The sequence below is a fragment of the Seonamhaeicola sediminis genome (assembly GCF_004358095.2).
Taxonomy (GTDB): domain Bacteria; phylum Bacteroidota; class Bacteroidia; order Flavobacteriales; family Flavobacteriaceae; genus Seonamhaeicola; species Seonamhaeicola sediminis.
The window spans coordinates 316,897-335,231 of sequence record NZ_SMZJ02000004.1; the positions used below are offsets into that span (position 1 = coordinate 316,897).

17 protein-coding genes are annotated in these 18,335 nt (G+C 33.2%); 13 read left to right on the top strand and 4 right to left on the bottom strand.

All coding sequences use genetic code 11. The features are described from left to right. The first annotated feature begins 151 nt into the window (after positions 1–151). From E1J38_RS07755 to E1J38_RS07790, 8 genes are read left to right on the top strand one after another with little or no spacing between them, the layout of a single operon-like run. Entirely contained in the window at positions 152–835 is a 684-nt protein-coding gene (locus E1J38_RS07755; RefSeq protein WP_133355476.1) for a carboxypeptidase-like regulatory domain-containing protein, read from the top strand. Further along, entirely contained in the window at positions 836–1,852 is a 1,017-nt protein-coding gene (locus E1J38_RS07760; protein ID WP_133355477.1) for a transglutaminase domain-containing protein, read from the top strand. Positions 1,853–1,910: 58 nt separating this feature from the next. Then, complete coding sequence (locus E1J38_RS07765; RefSeq protein ID WP_133355478.1) at positions 1,911–3,449, top strand: YifB family Mg chelatase-like AAA ATPase; 1,539 nt, start codon at positions 1,911–1,913, stop codon at positions 3,447–3,449. A 16-nt stretch (positions 3,450–3,465) separates the two neighbouring features. Then, positions 3,466–4,587, top strand: a complete 1,122-nt coding sequence (locus E1J38_RS07770; RefSeq protein ID WP_133355479.1) for a DUF2891 domain-containing protein — start codon at positions 3,466–3,468, stop codon at positions 4,585–4,587. Beyond that, on the top strand, positions 4,580–5,812 hold the full coding sequence (locus E1J38_RS07775) for an Nramp family divalent metal transporter (protein WP_133355480.1): 1,233 nt from the start codon (positions 4,580–4,582) through the stop codon (positions 5,810–5,812). The genes E1J38_RS07770 and E1J38_RS07775 overlap by 8 nt, the downstream gene beginning before the upstream one ends. Beyond that, positions 5,812–6,552, top strand: coding sequence for a 5-oxoprolinase subunit PxpA (gene pxpA / locus E1J38_RS07780; RefSeq protein ID WP_133355481.1), 741 nt, complete (start codon positions 5,812–5,814; stop codon positions 6,550–6,552). Before E1J38_RS07775 ends, pxpA begins: the two co-directional genes overlap by 1 nt. Positions 6,553–6,556: 4 nt before the next feature. Continuing rightward, positions 6,557–7,288: a 5-oxoprolinase subunit PxpB gene (gene pxpB, locus E1J38_RS07785; RefSeq protein WP_133355482.1), complete on the top strand. Its 732-nt coding sequence runs from the start codon at positions 6,557–6,559 to the stop codon at positions 7,286–7,288. Next, positions 7,281–8,135: a 5-oxoprolinase subunit C family protein gene (locus E1J38_RS07790; RefSeq protein ID WP_133355483.1), complete on the top strand. Its 855-nt coding sequence runs from the start codon at positions 7,281–7,283 to the stop codon at positions 8,133–8,135. The genes pxpB and E1J38_RS07790 overlap by 8 nt, the downstream gene beginning before the upstream one ends. Here the strand turns inward: E1J38_RS07790 and deoD are convergent. From deoD to clpB, 4 genes are all read right to left on the bottom strand, one after another. Further along, complete coding sequence (deoD, locus tag E1J38_RS07795; protein ID WP_133355484.1) at positions 8,132–8,830, bottom strand: purine-nucleoside phosphorylase; 699 nt, start codon at positions 8,828–8,830, stop codon at positions 8,132–8,134. The genes E1J38_RS07790 and deoD overlap by 4 nt on opposite strands. 6 nt (positions 8,831–8,836) lie before the next feature. Continuing rightward, positions 8,837–9,505 carry a deoxyribose-phosphate aldolase gene (gene deoC / locus E1J38_RS07800; RefSeq protein ID WP_133355485.1) on the bottom strand — a complete coding sequence of 223 codons (669 nt, stop codon included), beginning with the start codon at positions 9,503–9,505 and terminating at the stop codon, positions 8,837–8,839. Between the two features lie 157 nt (positions 9,506–9,662). After that, positions 9,663–10,310, bottom strand: coding sequence for a deoxyribose-phosphate aldolase (gene deoC, locus E1J38_RS07805; protein ID WP_133355486.1), 648 nt, complete (start codon positions 10,308–10,310; stop codon positions 9,663–9,665). A gap of 387 nt (positions 10,311–10,697) precedes the next feature. Then, positions 10,698–13,304: an ATP-dependent chaperone ClpB gene (gene clpB, locus E1J38_RS07810; protein ID WP_133355487.1), complete on the bottom strand. Its 2,607-nt coding sequence runs from the start codon at positions 13,302–13,304 to the stop codon at positions 10,698–10,700. A 165-nt stretch (positions 13,305–13,469) separates the two neighbouring features. On the opposite strand from clpB, the gene ytxJ reads away from it, so the two are divergent. The 5 genes from ytxJ (at position 13,470) to menD (ending at position 18,153) form a co-directional block, all read left to right on the top strand. Continuing rightward, the gene (gene ytxJ, locus E1J38_RS07815) at positions 13,470–13,880 is read left to right on the top strand and encodes a bacillithiol system redox-active protein YtxJ (protein ID WP_133355488.1); all 411 of its coding nucleotides are present in this window, start codon (positions 13,470–13,472) and stop codon (positions 13,878–13,880) included. A 126-nt stretch (positions 13,881–14,006) separates the two neighbouring features. Beyond that, complete coding sequence (locus tag E1J38_RS07820) at positions 14,007–14,648, top strand: 3-keto-disaccharide hydrolase (protein ID WP_186525836.1); 642 nt, start codon at positions 14,007–14,009, stop codon at positions 14,646–14,648. Positions 14,649–14,728: 80 nt separating this feature from the next. Further along, complete coding sequence (locus tag E1J38_RS07825) at positions 14,729–15,154, top strand: PaaI family thioesterase (protein WP_133355490.1); 426 nt, start codon at positions 14,729–14,731, stop codon at positions 15,152–15,154. Between the two features lie 5 nt (positions 15,155–15,159). Further along, positions 15,160–16,290: a chorismate-binding protein gene (locus E1J38_RS07830; protein WP_133355491.1), complete on the top strand. Its 1,131-nt coding sequence runs from the start codon at positions 15,160–15,162 to the stop codon at positions 16,288–16,290. 108 nt (positions 16,291–16,398) lie between these two features. Then, the gene (gene menD, locus E1J38_RS07835; RefSeq protein ID WP_133355492.1) at positions 16,399–18,153 is read left to right on the top strand and encodes a 2-succinyl-5-enolpyruvyl-6-hydroxy-3-cyclohexene-1-carboxylic-acid synthase; all 1,755 of its coding nucleotides are present in this window, start codon (positions 16,399–16,401) and stop codon (positions 18,151–18,153) included. Positions 18,154–18,335: the final 182 nt, after the last annotated feature.

Below are 18,335 nucleotides of genomic sequence, written 5' to 3' on the forward strand. Positions count from 1 at the left end.
TTTTAATTTTTTTTATTTAATTAAAGATAACTTGGTGAAAAGTTGATTAAATAAGAAACAGGTTTTACTCAACCAAAGTTTATATTCCCTAAAACTTAATTCCTTAAAATGTTTTTTACATTTAGTTTCGAGATATTAAAAAACTATAATTATGAAAACACAATTTAGTATCTCAATCAACAATCCATGCAAAGCTCAGTTCAATACTTTTAACAAGACTTCAAACGGAGGGTTTTGTAATACTTGCAAAACAGAAGTTATAGACTTTAGAAATATGACTTCTACGGAACTTATCAGGTTCTTGAAACAAAACTATTCTGTCACTTGTGGAATTTTTAAATCATCTCAAATGAAAACACCATCTAACCTTTTAATTTATAAATCTAAAAGAGGTCTTAGCTACTTTAGGGCTTTATTAATAGCAGCATTTTCATTAGTTGCTATACAGAATGTACATGCCCAACAGAAAGGCACTTCAAATCAAGTTAGTCAATCAATTCAAACGGTTCAACAAGCAGATTTATTAACGGGAGTCGTTCTAGATCATGAAAACTTGCCACTACCAGGTTTAAGCATTGTTCTCAAAGGGACTAAAATTGGAACCGCTACAGATTTTGATGGTAAGTACACCTTTCCAGAAAAATTAAAAGAAGGAGATGTTTTAGTGTTTAGTTTTCTTGGGTACTCACCTAAAAAAGTAACCATAGCAAACAACCAAAAGATACTCAATGTAACCATGCAAGCTGAACTTGTAGAGCTCATGGGAGCTATTGACACCAATAGGCCCTACAAGTCTAGAAAATCAATTTGGCAAAAGGTAAAGAGTGTTTTTTAAATGAGGAAACTGATTGTATTATCATTTTTATTTGGTCTAAAGCTTTTTTCTCAAGCAACAGATTTTAAGCATATTAGTTTTGAAAAAGCAGATAATGTTGCGAAGCAATTTAATGGGGCTTCTTTACAGAATCTGCCAATATTAGTACATCAGCTTACTTCAAATTTAGATACGGATGTTGAAAAATTTAGGGCTATTTATACTTGGATATGTCTGAATATTAAAAATGACCACGGCAACCACGTTTTAAATTTACGTAAGCGAAAGAAATTTCAGAATGATACTGTGGCACTTCAAAATTGGAATAACCAGTTTAGAGAAAAAGTACTCAGGAATTTAAAAAAGCATAAAAAAACAATTTGCACAGGTTATACCTATTTGCTTCAAGAATTATCTTTGTTAGCAGGCTTAAATTGTAAAATGGTTCATGGCTATGGTAGAACAGTTTTGTCTAATATAGATGAGTTAAGTATCCCTAATCACTCATGGAATGTTATAGAATTAAATAATAAATGGTATTTAACGGACCCTACTTGGTCTAGCGGGTTTTTTCATATAGATGAGGGTTATTTTGTGGCTAACTTTAATGATGGGTACTTTTTAACAGATCCAGAGTTATTTGTAAAAAGTCATTATCCTTTAGAAAGTTTATGGAAATTAACCAGAAATTCATTTACCATAGAAGATTTTTTAAACGGGCCCTTAGTGTATGGTAATGCGTTTAAATATGGGGTTAAACCTATTGGTCTATCAAAAATGAAACTAGAAGTACTCCAAAATGACAGACTAAGTTTTAGGTTTGAAGTTCCTGAAGATTTTGATATTAATGCTCTGGAATTATTGGTTGGCAGTAATTCTAATAACTCTCCTATTGAAGTATTTCAATTAAATAGCGGAAATCGTATAGTTGAGTTTGAAAACACTTTTAAAAGGCGTGGCTTTTATGATGTTCATTTAAAACTAGGAGAGGATTTATTAGTGACCTACACAGTTAAAGTATTAAAAAATAAAAGCTAAATTAAAATATAGCATTAGTTAAATTACTTTTCTTACATTTAAGCTGAAAACAAGTTTTATGCTAAAGAAAGTATTTGGTAGCGCCGTTTTCGGAGTAGAGGCTACCACCATTACAGTTGAAGTTAATACAGATAAGGGTGTTGGTTATCATTTAGTGGGGTTGCCAGACAATGCCATTAAAGAAAGTAATTTTCGTATTGCTGCAGCTTTACAAAACAACGGTTACAGAATTCCCGGGAAGAAAATTATTATTAATATGTCTCCTGCCGATTTACGAAAGGAAGGAAGTGCTTACGATTTAACTTTAGCCATTGGAATTTTGGCATCTTCTAATCAAATTAAAGCAGAAGATTTAGATAAGTATTTAATTATGGGAGAACTATCGCTAGATGGTTCCTTGCAACCCATAAAAGGAGCCTTACCTATTGCTATTAAAGCTAGAGAAGAAGGCTTTAAAGGTTTTATCCTTCCAAGTCAGAATGCTAAAGAAGCAGCCATTGTTAATGATTTAGAGGTGTTTGGTGTTGATAATATTAAACAAGTTATTAATTATTTTGACAAAGGAGAAGCCTTAGAAAAGACTATTGTTGATACCCGAGAAGAATTTTATAAAAATTTAGAATTTCCAGATTTTGATTTTGCCGATGTTAAGGGGCAAGAAGGTATTAAACGGTGTATGGAAATAGCAGCAGCTGGCGGTCATAATATTATTTTAATTGGTCCACCTGGAGCCGGAAAAACCATGTTGGCTAAAAGACTGCCAAGTATTTTACCTCCTATGGCACTAAAAGAGGCTTTGGAAACTACCAAAATACATTCTGTTGTAGGGCGAGTAAAAGATAATACTGGGTTAATGGCTCAAAGACCTTTTAGAAGTCCGCACCACACCATTTCAGACGTGGCGCTTGTAGGTGGCGGAGCTTATCCACAACCTGGAGAAATTTCATTATCGCATAATGGGGTTTTGTTTTTAGACGAATTGCCTGAGTTTAAACGTTCTGTTCTAGAAGTGATGCGTCAACCTCTGGAAGATAGGGAAGTAACCATATCCAGAGCAAAATTTACGGTTACTTATCCGTCGTCTTTTATGCTGGTGGCTAGTATGAATCCAAGTCCAGGAGGCTATTTTAACGACCCTGATGCGCCTGTAACCTCAAGTCCTGCTGAAATGCAACGCTATTTAAGCAAAATTTCAGGACCACTTTTAGATAGAATCGATATTCACATTGAAGTTACGCCAGTACCATTTGAAAAACTCTCTGACGATAGAAAAGGAGAATCTTCAGTAGACATAAGAAAGCGTGTGACTGCAGCACGAGATATACAAAGTAAACGCTTTCGAGATAACGACACTGTGCATTATAATGCTCAAATGAATACCAAACAAATTAGAAAGTATTGTATTTTAGATGAAAATTCTAAGCAATTGTTAAAAACCGCCATGGAGCGATTGAATTTATCAGCTAGAGCTTATGATCGTATTTTGAAAGTGGCCAGAACTATTGCCGATTTAGAAGCTTCTGAAAATGTAAATGGCGCTCATATTAGTGAAGCCATTCAATATAGAAGTTTAGATAGAGAGGGTTGGTTGGGGTAAATTAAAAAAGTAAATTATGAAAAAACCGTTAGTATTTTTCCTTTTGTTATTTTTCATTTTCTCATGTACTAACACAAAAAAAGAGGAGAAGGAAACTTTAGATTCTCTAGGTAAAACAACCATTGATGAAATTCCAAGACTAGACTTAGCTCAGGCTAATACATTAACAGAGTTACCTCTACATTGTTTGAATGTTGAATATCCCAATAGGTTGTCTCAAACTTTAGGTGGCGATGAAGATTTAAAATCGCCCACAGAATTGCATCCTGCATTTTATGGGTGTTTTGATTGGCATTCATCTGTACACGCACATTGGAGTCTAGTAAGTTTATTAAAGCAGTTCCCCAACCTAGATAAAGCAGAAGACATTAAAAAGTGTTTATTGAACAATATTTCTAAAGAAAACATTGAAGCTGAAGTAGCTTATTTTTATGGAGAACATAATAAATCTTATGAACGTACTTATGGTTGGGCTTGGTTATTAAAATTGGCCGAGGAATTGCATACTTGGGATAACGATATTGCAAAAATTTTAGAAACTAACCTTCAGCCATTAACAGATTTAATTTGCGACAAGTATATTGAGTATTTGCCAAAACTTAATTATTCCCTGAGGGTAGGAACCCACACTAATACAGCTTTTGGTTTGTCTTTTGCATATGACTATGCAGAAACGGTTGGTCATGAAACTCTAAAAAGCGCTATTAAAGACAGAGCTTTATTTTTCTTTAAAAATGATAAAAACTGTCCCATGTCTTGGGAGCCTAGTGGTAGTGATTTTTTATCACCATGCTTAGAGGAAGCTGCCTTAATGAAGCGTTTATTACCCATTGAAGACTTCAAGATTTGGTTAGATACTTTTCTACCTCAATTAGGAAATAAAAACTACACTTTAGAACCAGGTTTGGTTTCAGATAGAACCGATGGACAATTAGTGCATTTAGATGGTGTGAATTTTTCAAGAGCATGGAATTTAAATACTATTGCTGACAGTTTCCAAGAGTATAGTCACTTAAAAAACATTGCAAATCAACATATTAATTATTCGTTACCAAATATTTTTAATGATGACTATATGGGTAGTCATTGGTTAGGTAGTTTTGCTATTTACGCATTGAATACGGTTTCTAATGATTAAAGACATCTTTAATAATATTGGTCCTGGCCCCTTGGTAGCTGCAGCTTTTATTGGTCCAGGAACTGTTACTTTGTGTACTATTGCAGGTATCAATTTTGGATTTGCATTGTTATGGGCTATGGGACTTTCTATTATCGCTACTGTTGTTTTACAGGAAATGGCAGCAAGATTAGGAATTATTACCCAAAAAGGGTTGTCTGAGATTATTAGAACGGAAATCTATAACCCTGTATTAAAATCTTTAACGGTTATTTTAATTATATCTGCTATAGTTATAGGAAATGCAGCCTATGAGGCTGGAAATATATCTGGGGGTGTTTTAGGTTTAGAAACCTTAGTTGGTAAGCATAATTTAGAATTATTTGGATTTTCTATAAACACTCTTTGTATTTTGACTGGCCTAATAGCATTTTCTCTTTTATATGTTGGTAATTACAAAACCATTGAACGAGCATTAATGGCTTTGGTTCTTCTTATGAGTTTAGCCTTTTTAATTACTGCTATTTTAACCAAACCTAATATAGCTAATATTTTAAAAGGAGTTTTTATTCCAGTATTTCCTGAGGATAGTTTACTCATCATTATTGGTTTAATTGGTACAACTGTGGTGCCTTATAATTTGTTTTTACATGCTTCACTGGTAAAAGAAAAATGGAAGTATAAAAGAGACTTAAGCTTAGCTAGAAAGGATGCTTACATATCTGTTGTATTAGGTGGGTTGGTGTCAATGTGCATTATTATTTCAGCAGCTTCTATTCAAAGTATGAATATTTCAAACGCATCTGACTTGGCTAAAGGATTAAAGCCCTTATTTGGAAGTTTTGCACAGTATTTCTTAGCTGTTGGTCTTTTTGCAGCAGGCATAACGAGTGCTATTACAGCACCTTTAGCAGCAGCTTATGTAAGTTGTGGTTGTTTAGGGTTTAAGTCGGATTTAAAATCGAAAAAATTTAAAGCTATTTGGATGTTCATTTTGGTGTTGGGGGTACTATTATCGTCACTGAATTTTAAACCAATTGATATCATTAAATTTGCTCAAGTGGCTAATGGTATTTTGTTGCCAATTATAGTGATAGTTTTGATTTGGATTATGAATAAATCATCTGTTTTAGGAACTTATAAAAATAACATTAAGCAAAATATTCTAGGAATTCTTATCTTGTGTATAACCATTTTGTTATCAATTTCGGCACTCCATAAAGTGTTTGGTTTAAATATTTTTTAATGAATTTTTTTGTGATAGATATTAATGCCGATGTGGGAGAGGGTATGGGCAATGAATCAGAATTAATGCCCTTTATATCGTCTTGTAACATAGCCTGTGGTGGGCATGCAGGAGATATTAGCACCATGCATGAAGTAGTGAAATTAGCCAAAAAACATAAAGTTAAAATTGGAGCACATCCTTCATTTCCAGACAAAGAAAACTTTGGGCGTGTGAAAATGGATATTTCCTGTGCAGCATTATTTACCTCATTGAAACATCAAGTAACAAACCTCCTAAATGTGCTAAAACAAGAAAATGCAACATTACATCATATTAAACCCCATGGGGCACTTTATAATTTAGCTGCTAAGAGTGAAAAAGTTGCTAACGTAATTCTTGAAGTAGTTAAAAGCATGCATATACCTGTAAAGTTATATGTACCTTACAAGTCGGTTATTGCAAAATTGGCCAAAGAGAACAAAATTGAAATTATTTATGAAGCTTTTGCAGATAGAAACTATAATGAAGATTTGAACCTAGTTTCAAGGCAAGAAAATAATGCCATGATTACTGATGAAAATGACATGGTTCAACATGTTTTACGTATAGTAAAGAACAAAAAAGTAAAAACGGTTTTAGGTAATGAATTTCCTATTCTAGCACAAACTATTTGTATTCATGGTGATAACTCTAATGCCATTAAAATGGTTGAAAATTTGAATAAAAAACTTAAAACAAACGGTATTAGTATAAGATAATTTAATGGATTACAACTTAGTGTTTAAGTCTTTTGGAGAGTGTTCTATTTTAATAGAATGGCCACAGATAATAGATAAGAATATTTTATATGATGTATTAGCATTAAAAGAAACTATTCAAAAAAAACACATTAAAGAATTAGTTAATGTAGTAAATGCATATAACTCATTGTTAATTGTTTATGATTCAATTAAATTCGATTTTGAACATTGTGTAAATGACTTAAAAGAAGTTTATAATTCACGTAAAAGTGTTAAAACCTCAACTTTCAATTTGTGGAAGATACCAGTATGTTATGATGTCTTTTTTGGGTTTGATATTGAGGAACTAGCCAATGCTAAAAATTTATCTACAGCAGACATAATTAAACTTCATTTCAGCACTAACTATACTATATACTTTATTGGTTTCCTGCCAGGGTTTTTGTATTTAGGAGGTCTAAATAAAGTGCTTCATACACCAAGGAGAGCCACACCTCGTTTAAAAATTGAAAAGGGAGCTGTTGCCATAGGAGGGGAACAAACAGGGGTGTATCCTAGTCAAAGTCCAGGAGGATGGAATATTATTGGTAATTCTCCAATTGACTTTTTCAATATTAAAAAGGAAGTACCATGTTTTGCCACTTCGGGAGACCAAATTCAATTTTACTCCATATCAAAAAAGGAGCATACACATATTAAAGCCCTAGTTGAGGCAGGTGTTTACCAAATAGAAAGTGAGGTGATACATGATTAAAGTTTTAAGTCCTGGCATTTATTCATCTATTCAAGATTTTGGTAGATTTAAATTTCAAGAATATGGAGTGCCCATATCTGGAATTATGGATAAAAAAGCAGCTTCATTTGCCAATGCTATTATTGGCAATTCTAAAAATTTACCAGTTCTTGAAATTACTATGGTTGGGCCTAAGCTAAAGTTTGATTGCAATACTTCTATTTGTATTTCTGGGGCTGATATAACCCCTAAACTAAACAATACTTTTGTTTCAAATAACAAAGCTATTTCTGTAGACAAAGGTGATGTGCTGTCGTTTGGTCAACTAAAAAAGGGAGTAAGAACATACTTAGCTGTTTCAGGTGGTTTTAAAACAGAAAGAATAATGCAAAGTTACAGCATGTACCAAGGATTAACCAGTAAATTTAAAATTGAAAAGAACGATGTTTTAAAAATAGAATCAGAAAACCTAACTACAGAAAACCAATACGCTTCTATTAAGGTGAACGATGAATATCTAAATTTAAAAACTATTGAAGTATTTAAGGGGCCAGAGTTTGATAACCTTACAGAGTATCAAAAGGATTGTCTTTTGAATCAAGATTTTACTATTTCCAAAGACAATAATAGAATGGCTTATCAGCTAAATGAAACTATTGAGAATAATTTAGAGCCCATAATTACATCACTTGTATTACCTGGAACAGTTCAGCTAACACCATCAGGAAGACTTATTGTTTTAATGCGAGATTGCCAAACTACAGGGGGGTATCCTAGGGTGTTACAGTTAAAAGAGTTTTCAATAAATGTAATGGCACAAAAGTTTACCGGACAACACATTGGTTTTAAACTAATTTGTAAAAACTAGGCCAGCTCCAAAGCTATGTTTATCATGTCTTTAAAGGTTGTTTCTCTATCTTTGCTTGAAAGCCTTTCACCAGTTACTAAAGAATCAGAAATAGTTAGAATACTTAAAGCATTTACATTGTGTTTTGATGCAATAGTATATAACCCCGCAGTTTCCATTTCAACACAGAGCACACCAAATTTTGACCATTTTTTGTAGGATTCAAAGTCATCGGCATAAAACTCATCCGAAGTGAATATGTTTCCAGCTTTAATGGTGATGTTTTTAGTTTTGGCTGCCTCTACCGCTTTTTGAAAAAGATCAAAATTTGCAGTTGGAGCATAATCTGCTCCACCAAATCTAAGTTCATTTAAGCCAGAATTAGAGGATGCAGCCATTGCCAAAACCACATCACGTATTTTAACATGTTCTTGATAGGAACCTGCACTACCAACCCGGATAAGGTTTTTTACGCCATATTCATTGATTAACTCATGAACATAAATAGAAATAGATGGCACACCCATACCAGTTCCCATAACCGATACTGCCTTCCGTTTATAAGTCCCCGTATAACCTAACATACCTCTAACTTTATTAAAACAAACAGGGTTTTCAAGAAATGTTTCTGCAATCCATTTAGCGCGGAGTGGATCTCCCGGAAGTAAAATAGTTTCTGCAATCTCGCCTTGTTTGGCTTCAATATGTACACTCATAAAATTTTAGTAATTAGATTTAGAAGAAGTGGTTCCTTCAACAATATCAATTCCAGATGAAGTACCTATTCTGTCTACGCCCAAATTAATATATTCTATAGCTGTTTTAGTATCTTTTATACCACCAGAGGCTTTTATTTTAATGCATTTTTTGCAAACACTTACCATAATTTTTACATCTTCTTTTGTAGCACCTCCAGTTCCAAATCCTGTTGAGGTTTTAACAAAATCTGCTCCACTTTGAATAGCTAATTCACTAGCTTTAATAATTTCAATCTCCTCAAGATAGCAAGTTTCTAAAATCACTTTTAAGACATTGTTTGGCATGATGGACTTTACAGATTCTATATCTTTCCAAACAGCATCAAAATCTTTACTTTTTAAGAGCCCTATATTGATAACCATATCAATTTCGTCAGCGCCGTCTTTCAAAGCAGATTTGGCCTCAGAAACTTTTGCTTTAGTAGACATGGCGCCTAAAGGGAAACCAACAACACTGCATACTTTTATGTCAGTTCCTTTAAGTTGTTCTTTTGCCAAATTTACATAACCGCTATTTACACAAACCGAAAAAAAATGATACTGTTTGGCTTCGTTACAAAGCTTAATAATATCATCTTTTGTGGCAGTTGCCTTTAAAAAAGTGTGGTCTATATATCTGCTTAAGGTGTTCAAAACTACGTTAAAGTTAAGATTATTTTAGTTTAAATCAAATACAATTGTATGTATGCAAAATAACGACTTTTAAGTATCCTTAAGAATGACTATTATCAGTTTAATGAAACAAAAAAGGCTATATAATAATGTATAGCCTTGTATAAACATGTTTTTGTTAAGCAGCTACTTCATTGGCTTTGAACGCAGAAGTTATGCCAATTCTGTCCACACCAATATCCATATACTTAGAGGCACTTTCTTCATCATTTATTCCGTCAAAGGCACATATTTTAATACGGTTTTTAACAGATTTTTTTAGGATTTTTACAACAGTTAAGGTAGCGCCACCTTTTGAAAAACCAGTTGAAGTTTTTATATAATCTACTTTGGCATCTAAGCAGATTTGGCAAGCTTTTATGACTTCGTTTTTATTTAATTCTGAAATCTCAATAATTACTTTTAAAGGTATACTTCCTATGGCTAACTTAACATCGATGACATCTTTCAAAACAGATACATAGTTTTTGCTTTTAAAAAGTCCTAAATTGATAACCATATCAATTTCGTTGGCTCCATTTTCAATAGCTTTTTTGGCTTCGTGGATTTTAGATAAGGTATCTGTGGTCCCAAATGGAAAGCCAACAGTAGATACTATTTTTACATTACTGCCTTCAAGAAGTTGTTTTGCTAAAGCAACATAACTGCTATTGATACATACCGAATGAGCTTCTATAGCTCTTGCTTCTTGGCATAAATCAATAATGTCTCGTTCTGTAGTGCTGGGATGTAACTGGGTAAGTTCAAAATTTTTGAATAAGTTCATTGTCTTAAGTAGGTTTAAAAATCTATTTTATTGGAGGGAAATCATAAAATAGGTGCTATTAATTATTAATAAATGTATAGTTAGGGGCCACACATTTCTTGGACTAAGTTATAAATAATTGTAGTTGAAAATCATATTAAAAAGAGATTTTCGATGAACTACAATCATAAATTTTTTAACTCCTTTATTTTCAAATTATTGCATTTTAGCTAGGTTTTAAGTTTTTAAACGATGTTTTTGGTGTTTAAACTATTAAACGAAATTCTTTAACCGATTTAGAAAAAAAAGCAACGATTATCTAACTAAAGATTCACGTTGCTTTTCAACTAACCAACCAACTAATAGACTGTTGAAACTAAATAATGTTACAACAATACTAGAGTATTTTTAAAGTTCTTTAGCTACTAGATCACTTTGATTTCTAAAAACAAGTTTATCATCAAATGCATCTAGTAAAATAATACTATCTGTAGTTACTTTACCTGCAAGTATTTCTTTACTTAAAGCGTTAAGTACTTCTTTTTGAATGATACGTTTTACGGGTCTTGCACCATATTCAGGATTATAACCTTTTTCTGCTAAATATTGTACTGCTTCAGTTGTTGCATCAAACGTGATATTTTGTTGCGCTAACATTTTGGTAACATTTTTAAGCTGTAAACCAACAATATCAAAAATGTTTTCCTTAGTTAAAGGTGTAAACATCACAGTATCATCTATTCTATTTAAAAACTCTGGTCTTACACTTTGTTTTAATAATGCTAACACATCAACTTTAGCAGCTTCAATGGCTGAATTAATATCCTTTGTAGCTTCAAAACGCTCTTGAATTATAGAACTACCCATATTTGAAGTCATAATAATAATAGTGTTTTTAAAATTTGCTACACGACCCTTATTATCAGTTAAATGGCCTTCATCCAGCACTTGTAATAAAATGTTAAACGTATCAGGATGCGCTTTCTCAATTTCATCTAATAGTACCACAGAATAAGGCTTTCTTCTAACGGCTTCCGTTAATTGACCACCTTCATCATAACCCACATATCCTGGAGGAGCTCCAACCAATCTACTTACCGCATGACGTTCTTGATATTCACTCATATCAATACGTGTCATGGCGTTTTCGTCATCAAACAAATATTCTGCCAATGCTTTTGCAAGCTCCGTTTTTCCAACCCCCGTTGTTCCTAAGAATAGAAAAGTTCCTATAGGTTTTTGTGGATTCTGCAATCCCGCTCTACTGCGTCTTACCGCATCACTCACCGCTTCAATAGCTTCTTCTTGTCCTACAACACGTTTGTGTAATTCGTCTTCTAACCTAAGTAGTTTTTCACGTTCACTCTGAATCATTTTGGTAACAGGAATTCCGGTCCATTTTGCCACTACTTCAGCTATATCATCATAGGTTACTTCTTCTTTAATCAAAGAGTTTTCAGACTGTTCTTGCAATTGCTTTTGGTAAACTTCAAGTTGCTCTTGCGCTTCTTTAATTTTACCATATCGCAATTCTGCTACTTTTCCGTAATCTCCATCGCGTTCTGCACGTTCAGCCTCTAACTTATAATTTTCAATATCCTGTTTAATGTTTTGAATATTATCTACCACCTCTTTTTCACTTTTCCATTTGGCGTTTATTTCGTTTCTAGCTTCTTTAAGGTTTGCTAAATCAGAACGTAATGATTTTAACTTAGCTTCATCTTTTTCGCGCTTAATGGCTTCAATTTCAATTTCCAACTGCATTATCTTTCTATCTAGCACATCTAATTCTTCCGGTTTAGAGTTGATTTCCATACGGAGTTTAGAGGCTGCCTCATCCATTAAATCAATGGCTTTATCTGGTAAAAACCGATTTGTAATATAGCGAGTAGATAATTCTACGGCACCAATAATAGCTTCATCTTTAATACGAACTTTATGATGTGTTTCGTATTTCTCTTTAATCCCACGAAGTATTGAGATAGCACTTTCGGTATCAGGCTCATCAACCACTACTTTTTGGAAACGACGCTCTAAAGCTTTATCTTTTTCAAAGTATTTTTGATACTCATCCAACGTAGTTGCACCAATAGCTCTCAATTCACCACGTGCCAGTGCAGGTTTTAAAATATTGGCTGCATCCATAGCGCCTTGGCCACCGCCAGCTCCCACAAGGGTGTGTATTTCGTCAATGAATAATACAATATCACCTTCACTTGTAGTAACCTCTTTAATAACAGCTTTTAAACGCTCCTCAAACTCACCTTTGTATTTGGCACCTGCAATTAAGGCGCCCATATCCAGAGCAAAAATTTGTTTGTCTTTTAAATTTTCTGGAATGTCGCCATCAATTATTCTATGTGCTAAACCTTCAGCAATGGCTGTTTTTCCTGTACCTGGTTCACCTACAAGTATAGGGTTGTTTTTGGTTCTACGAGATAGAATCTGAAGAATACGTCTAATTTCTTCGTCTCTACCAATCACAGGATCCAGTTTACCGTCTTTGGCTAATTGATTTAGGTTTTTAGCATACTTACCAAGTGCGTTATATGTGTCTTCCTGACTTTGGGAAGTTACACGGTCACCTTTACGTAGTTCTTCAATAGCTGCATTTAGTTCTTTTTCGGTAACACCTTGGTCTTTTAGCATTTGTGCTATTTTGCTTTTCGATTTAAAAACAGCAATAATTAAATGTTCAACGGATACAAAGTCATCTTTCATTTTTTTAGCAATGATAGAGGCTTCATTAAGGCTTTTACCTGCTTCTCTGGAGAGCATTAATTCTGATCCACTAACTTTTGAAAAGCTTTCTAATTGTTTATCTAAAGCTTGTTGAAGTACAGGTACATTAACATTGAGTTTCTTTAAAATAAAAGGCAGCACGTTTTCATCAACCTCAAAAAGGGCTTTGAAAATATGCTCATTTTCTATTTGTTGATGACTATAGCCTTGCGCTATCTGTTGCGCTTGTTGTATAGCCTCTTGTGATTTTATGGTATAATTATTTAAGTTCATAGCGTTAAATTTGTTTCTTTACACTGTGTATAAGTCAATAATCTTACCAATACACGTTAACAGACAAAATGTCGCTAAACCCCTTTTTTTTTATGACTTTTAGTCAGTTTGTAAGTTTGCAATATTAGTTCGACTTAAGGATAAAATAAAACACTTTGAAAAGTTATGGGATTATTAAAAAAATTGTTTGGAGGTGCTACAGAGAAAAAGGAAGAAAAGGTTTTACCCTGGATTGAGCTAAATAACGTTTCACAATTACAGGACATAGAAAAAAAATCTAAAAGCAAAGTTCAAGTCATATTTAAGCATTCTACGCGTTGTGGAGTTAGTAGAATGGTCATCAACCAGTTTGTGGCTTCTTATAATTTAACCGAGGAATTTATTGATTTATACTACCTAGATTTGTTGAATTACAGGGAAGTTTCTGATAAAATAGCTGAAAAATTTCAGGTATGGCATGAGTCGCCTCAACTTTTAGTTATCAAGAATGCAGTTGTGGTTGCGCATGCATCTCACGGACAAATTAATGCTGTTGATTTAAAAAGGTTTGTTGATTCTTCTAGAGTCATGGGTTAATATCAAATAATTGTTTTAGATAATTTGTTTGTAAGGACCAAACGTTGTTACATCAAGAAATTTTCAACGCACTTTTATTGTATAAAGAAATAACTTAGCTTTAAAGCTTTAAATTTCTTTATGCATATGAAAACGTATTTTTCCTTTGTGATTTTTATGATTTGTTTTACCACATGTAAATCACCTGAAAAAGAATACCTGTTTAATGGTAAAAATCTGGATGGTTGGACCATTTTTGTTAAAGATTCTACCATTAACCACAATGACTATTTTTATGTAAATGAAGGCATGATTGAGACTGTTGGAAAGCCTATTGGTTATTTAAGAACGGTTAAAGAATATGCAAATTACAAATTACATGTTGAATGGCGTTATCCCGAAAAACCTACCAATAGCGGTGTTTTTGTGCATGCCACGGGAGAGGATCTTATTTGGGTTGGTCATTATCAAGGGCAGTTAAAACATGAAAATGCAGGCGATTTCATAGTTCATGGCGTAGGTAGAAGCGCCACTATTGCCGATAGTATCTACACATCTATCATAGACCATAAACCACTTATTCCAAAATACGAGGCGTCAAGTGAGAAACCAGCTGGCGAATGGAATAGTTACGATATTACTTGTAATGCTGATACCATTGAGTTGTTTGTAAACGGTGTGCTTCAAAATGTAGCTACTAACTGTACGGTAACAAAAGGTAGTATTGGTTTACAAGCCGAAGGCTCTAAAATTCAGTTTAGAAATTTATGGATAGAGCCTTTAGATTAATATTTGTATTTCATTAAAACTATAGATTATAGATGCATTTCGTATTTTTACAAACCTAAATTTAAAAGTAATTATTTCTTATGCAATTATCTAAAGAAGTTCTGGTAGAGCGCTTTAAAGTCATAGCAAAAAATACCTTGTTAGAAACACTACACATTGAAATAATGGACTTTGGAGATGATTTTTTGATACTAAAAATGCCAGTAACTCCAAAAGTACATCAACCAGATGGGGTATTGCATGGTGGAGCTACCGTAGCTTTAGCCGAAACTTGTGGTAGTTTTGCTGCCGAATTACTTTTAGATACCAAACAATTTTTTGTGCGAGGCATTGAAATTTCTGCGAACCATATTAAAAGTGTGCGTGAGGGTAACGTGTATGCTAAAGCTACGTTTATTCATAAAGGGCGCACCACACAATTATTTCAAATTAGAGTAACTGATGATGATAATAATTTAATATCGTTGTGTAAACTAACCACTATTTCACTTCCAAGAACCAAATAACTAGTATGATTTTGGAAGCCTTTTTTAAACGTATTGAAACGCAATACGAGCAAGAATTACCATTTGTAGTTTATAGAAAACCTCATAAAAAAGAGGTTAAAGTATTATTGCAAAAAACTAATAATTTGTGCTTTGCTAGAGAATTTACAGAGCAAGGGTTTGTGTTTTCTCCCTTTGATGATAAAGTAGATACTGTTTTAATTCCTTTAAAAAACTCAGAGGTTATAAAAGCCTTATGTTATAATGAAGGTAGTCTTAATGTCTTTGAAACAAGCTTCAACTCTAAAGAATCTGTGGTTAGTGAAGAAGTTAAAAATCATCACATCAAGTTGGTTCAAAAAGGCATTAAGGCCATTAAAAATGATGTTTTTAAAAAAGTGGTGCTATCTAGAAAAGAAGATATTTTACTAAAAGAAGCAAACCCTATTACCATTTTTCAAAAGTTGCTAAATAAATATCCATCGGCTTTCGTGTATTGCTGGTATCACCCCAAAGTAGGCTTGTGGTTGGGAGCAACCCCTGAAACCTTGGTAAAGATTGAAGGTAACAGATTTTCTATCATGGCATTGGCTGGAACTCAAGTGTACAAAGATACATTAGATGTGGTATGGCAAGACAAAGAAATTCAAGAACAACAGTTTGTTACAGATTTTGTTGTAGATAATTTAAAGCCTTTAGTAGAAAGTATTGCGATCTCTGGGACTAATACAGTAAAAGCGGGGAATTTATTGCATTTAAAAACTATGATTTCGGCACAATTAAAAATGCGCTCTAATTTAAAAGAAGTAATTTCAGCAATTCATCCTACACCTGCGGTTTGTGGTGTACCAAAGCAAGCAGCTAAAGACTTTATTTTAAAGCATGAAAACTACAAACGCGAATTTTATACCGGTTTTTTAGGTGAATTGAATTTGGGAACCACAGTGGCACCACGTTCTGGAAAACGCAATATTGAAAATAGAGCCTATGCTTTAAATCGAAAAAGTACGCAGCTCTATGTAAACCTCCGCTGTATGCAGCTTAAAAACTTACAGGCTATTATTTATGTTGGTGGTGGTGTTACCATAAGTTCTGATGCGGAAAAAGAATGGAAAGAAACGGTAGATAAATCTCTTATCATTAAAAGCATTTTATAGTTTAAAGTGAAAAGACTTAATACGGGTAACCAAATTTGGATTTTTGAAGTTGAAATTTGAAAAATAATTACCTTGTATTTTGTAATTTTGCAAATAGATTTTTAAAGTATGGTATATCCTAAAATTCCGTTAGCACAAACTGTAATTCAACTATGTAAAGCTAAAGGTATTAAACATATTGTTATCTCACCAGGAAGCCGTAATGCTCCTTTAACTATTGGCTTTTCTCATGACAACTTTTTTAAAAGTTATAGCATTGTAGATGAACGTTGTGCGGCATTTTTTGCTTTAGGAATAGCGCAACAGTTACAAGAGCCAACAGCTCTAGTTTGTACCTCTGGAAGTGCTTTGCTTAATTATTATCCAGCTGTAGCCGAGGCCTATTATAGTGATATTCCGTTGGTGATAATATCGGCAGATAGACCTAAACATTTAATTGGTGTAGGTGACGGACAAACCATAAACCAGCCCAATGTTTTTGAAAATCATATTTTATACTCAGCTAACTTAAAATTAGATTTAAAAGAAGCAGAAACTGAAGCACACGAAGCGTTACCCATTTTTAAAAGCCTTGAAAATAAAGTAGAAACCTTGTTAGGGTTAAAGCAGTCTATTCAAGAGTTTAACGAATCTGAAATTAATAAAGCCATTAATATTGCATTGCAGAAAAGTGGTCCGGTACATTTAAATGTACCTTTTGATGAGCCTTTGTATGAACGCGTTGAAGCATTATCGGTACAACCAGAAATAGTTCCAGCTAAAGAAAAACCACTGGAAATAGAAGCATCTGTTTTAAGCAAATGTATCGATGATTGGAATACATCAAAACGAAAAATGATTTTGATAGGGGTAAAGCATCCTAATACCATAGAACAACAGTGGTTGGATATTTTAGCGAAAGACGACAGTGTTTTGGTATTTACAGAAACAACTTCAAATATAAATCATGAGGCATTTTTCCCGAGTATAGATAAAATCATTGCGCCTTTAGATAATGAAGGGTTTAAAAACCTCCAACCAGATATTCTATTAACTTTTGGCGGTCTCATAGTTTCCAAAAAAATAAAAGCCTTTTTAAGAACGTATCAACCCAAACAACATTGGCATATAGACACCCAAAAAGCCAATGATACATTTTTCTGTTTGAATAGGTTTATTGAAACAACTCCAAATTATTTTTTATCAAAATTACTGCCACAAACCCAGCCATTTTCAAGTAATTATAGATTATACTGGGAGGCTATAAAACAAGTAAGGCTACAAAAACACACTGTGTATATAGACCAAATTGAATTTACAGATTTAAAGGCATTTAATAGTATTTTAAAGGCCATTCCAAACCATTCAATTTTACAATTAAGTAATAGTTCTACGGTGCGTTATGCACAACTATTTAATATTAATAACACCTTAGAAGTGTATTGTAACCGTGGTACCAGTGGTATTGATGGAAGCACATCTACCGCTATAGGTTGTGCTGTAGCAACAGATAAACAAACTACTCTCATTTCTGGCGATTTAAGTTTTTTGTATGACAGTAATGCACTTTGGAACAATAATATTCCCAATGATTTCAGAATTATTGTAATAAACAATCAAGGTGGTGGCATTTTTAGGATATTGCCTGGGCATAAGAATACTGAGAATTTTAATACCTATTTTGAAACTAATCACCATTTAACCGCAGAGCATTTATGTAAGATGTTCGGTTTTGAATATGCAACCGCTTCAAACGAAATTGAGTTAGAAAGTAAGTTAGAAACCTTTTATTCTGAAAGTAACCAGCCAAAATTATTGGAGGTATTTACGCCTAAAAACATAAATGATGAGGTGCTTTTAAACTATTTTAAGTTTATAAAGTAAACTTTAAATTCATCGTCTAGATTCAAAATTAAATTTTGATGTAACTGCCATTCATGGCGTCTATTTTTAACGTATTCAAACCCTAATACTTATCATTACCAAGTAAAAATGTGACTTTCTTACAGGTACTGTGTCTAAAAAATAGTATCTTTCAAAAAGTTATCAATTCAAGTATTTTATTA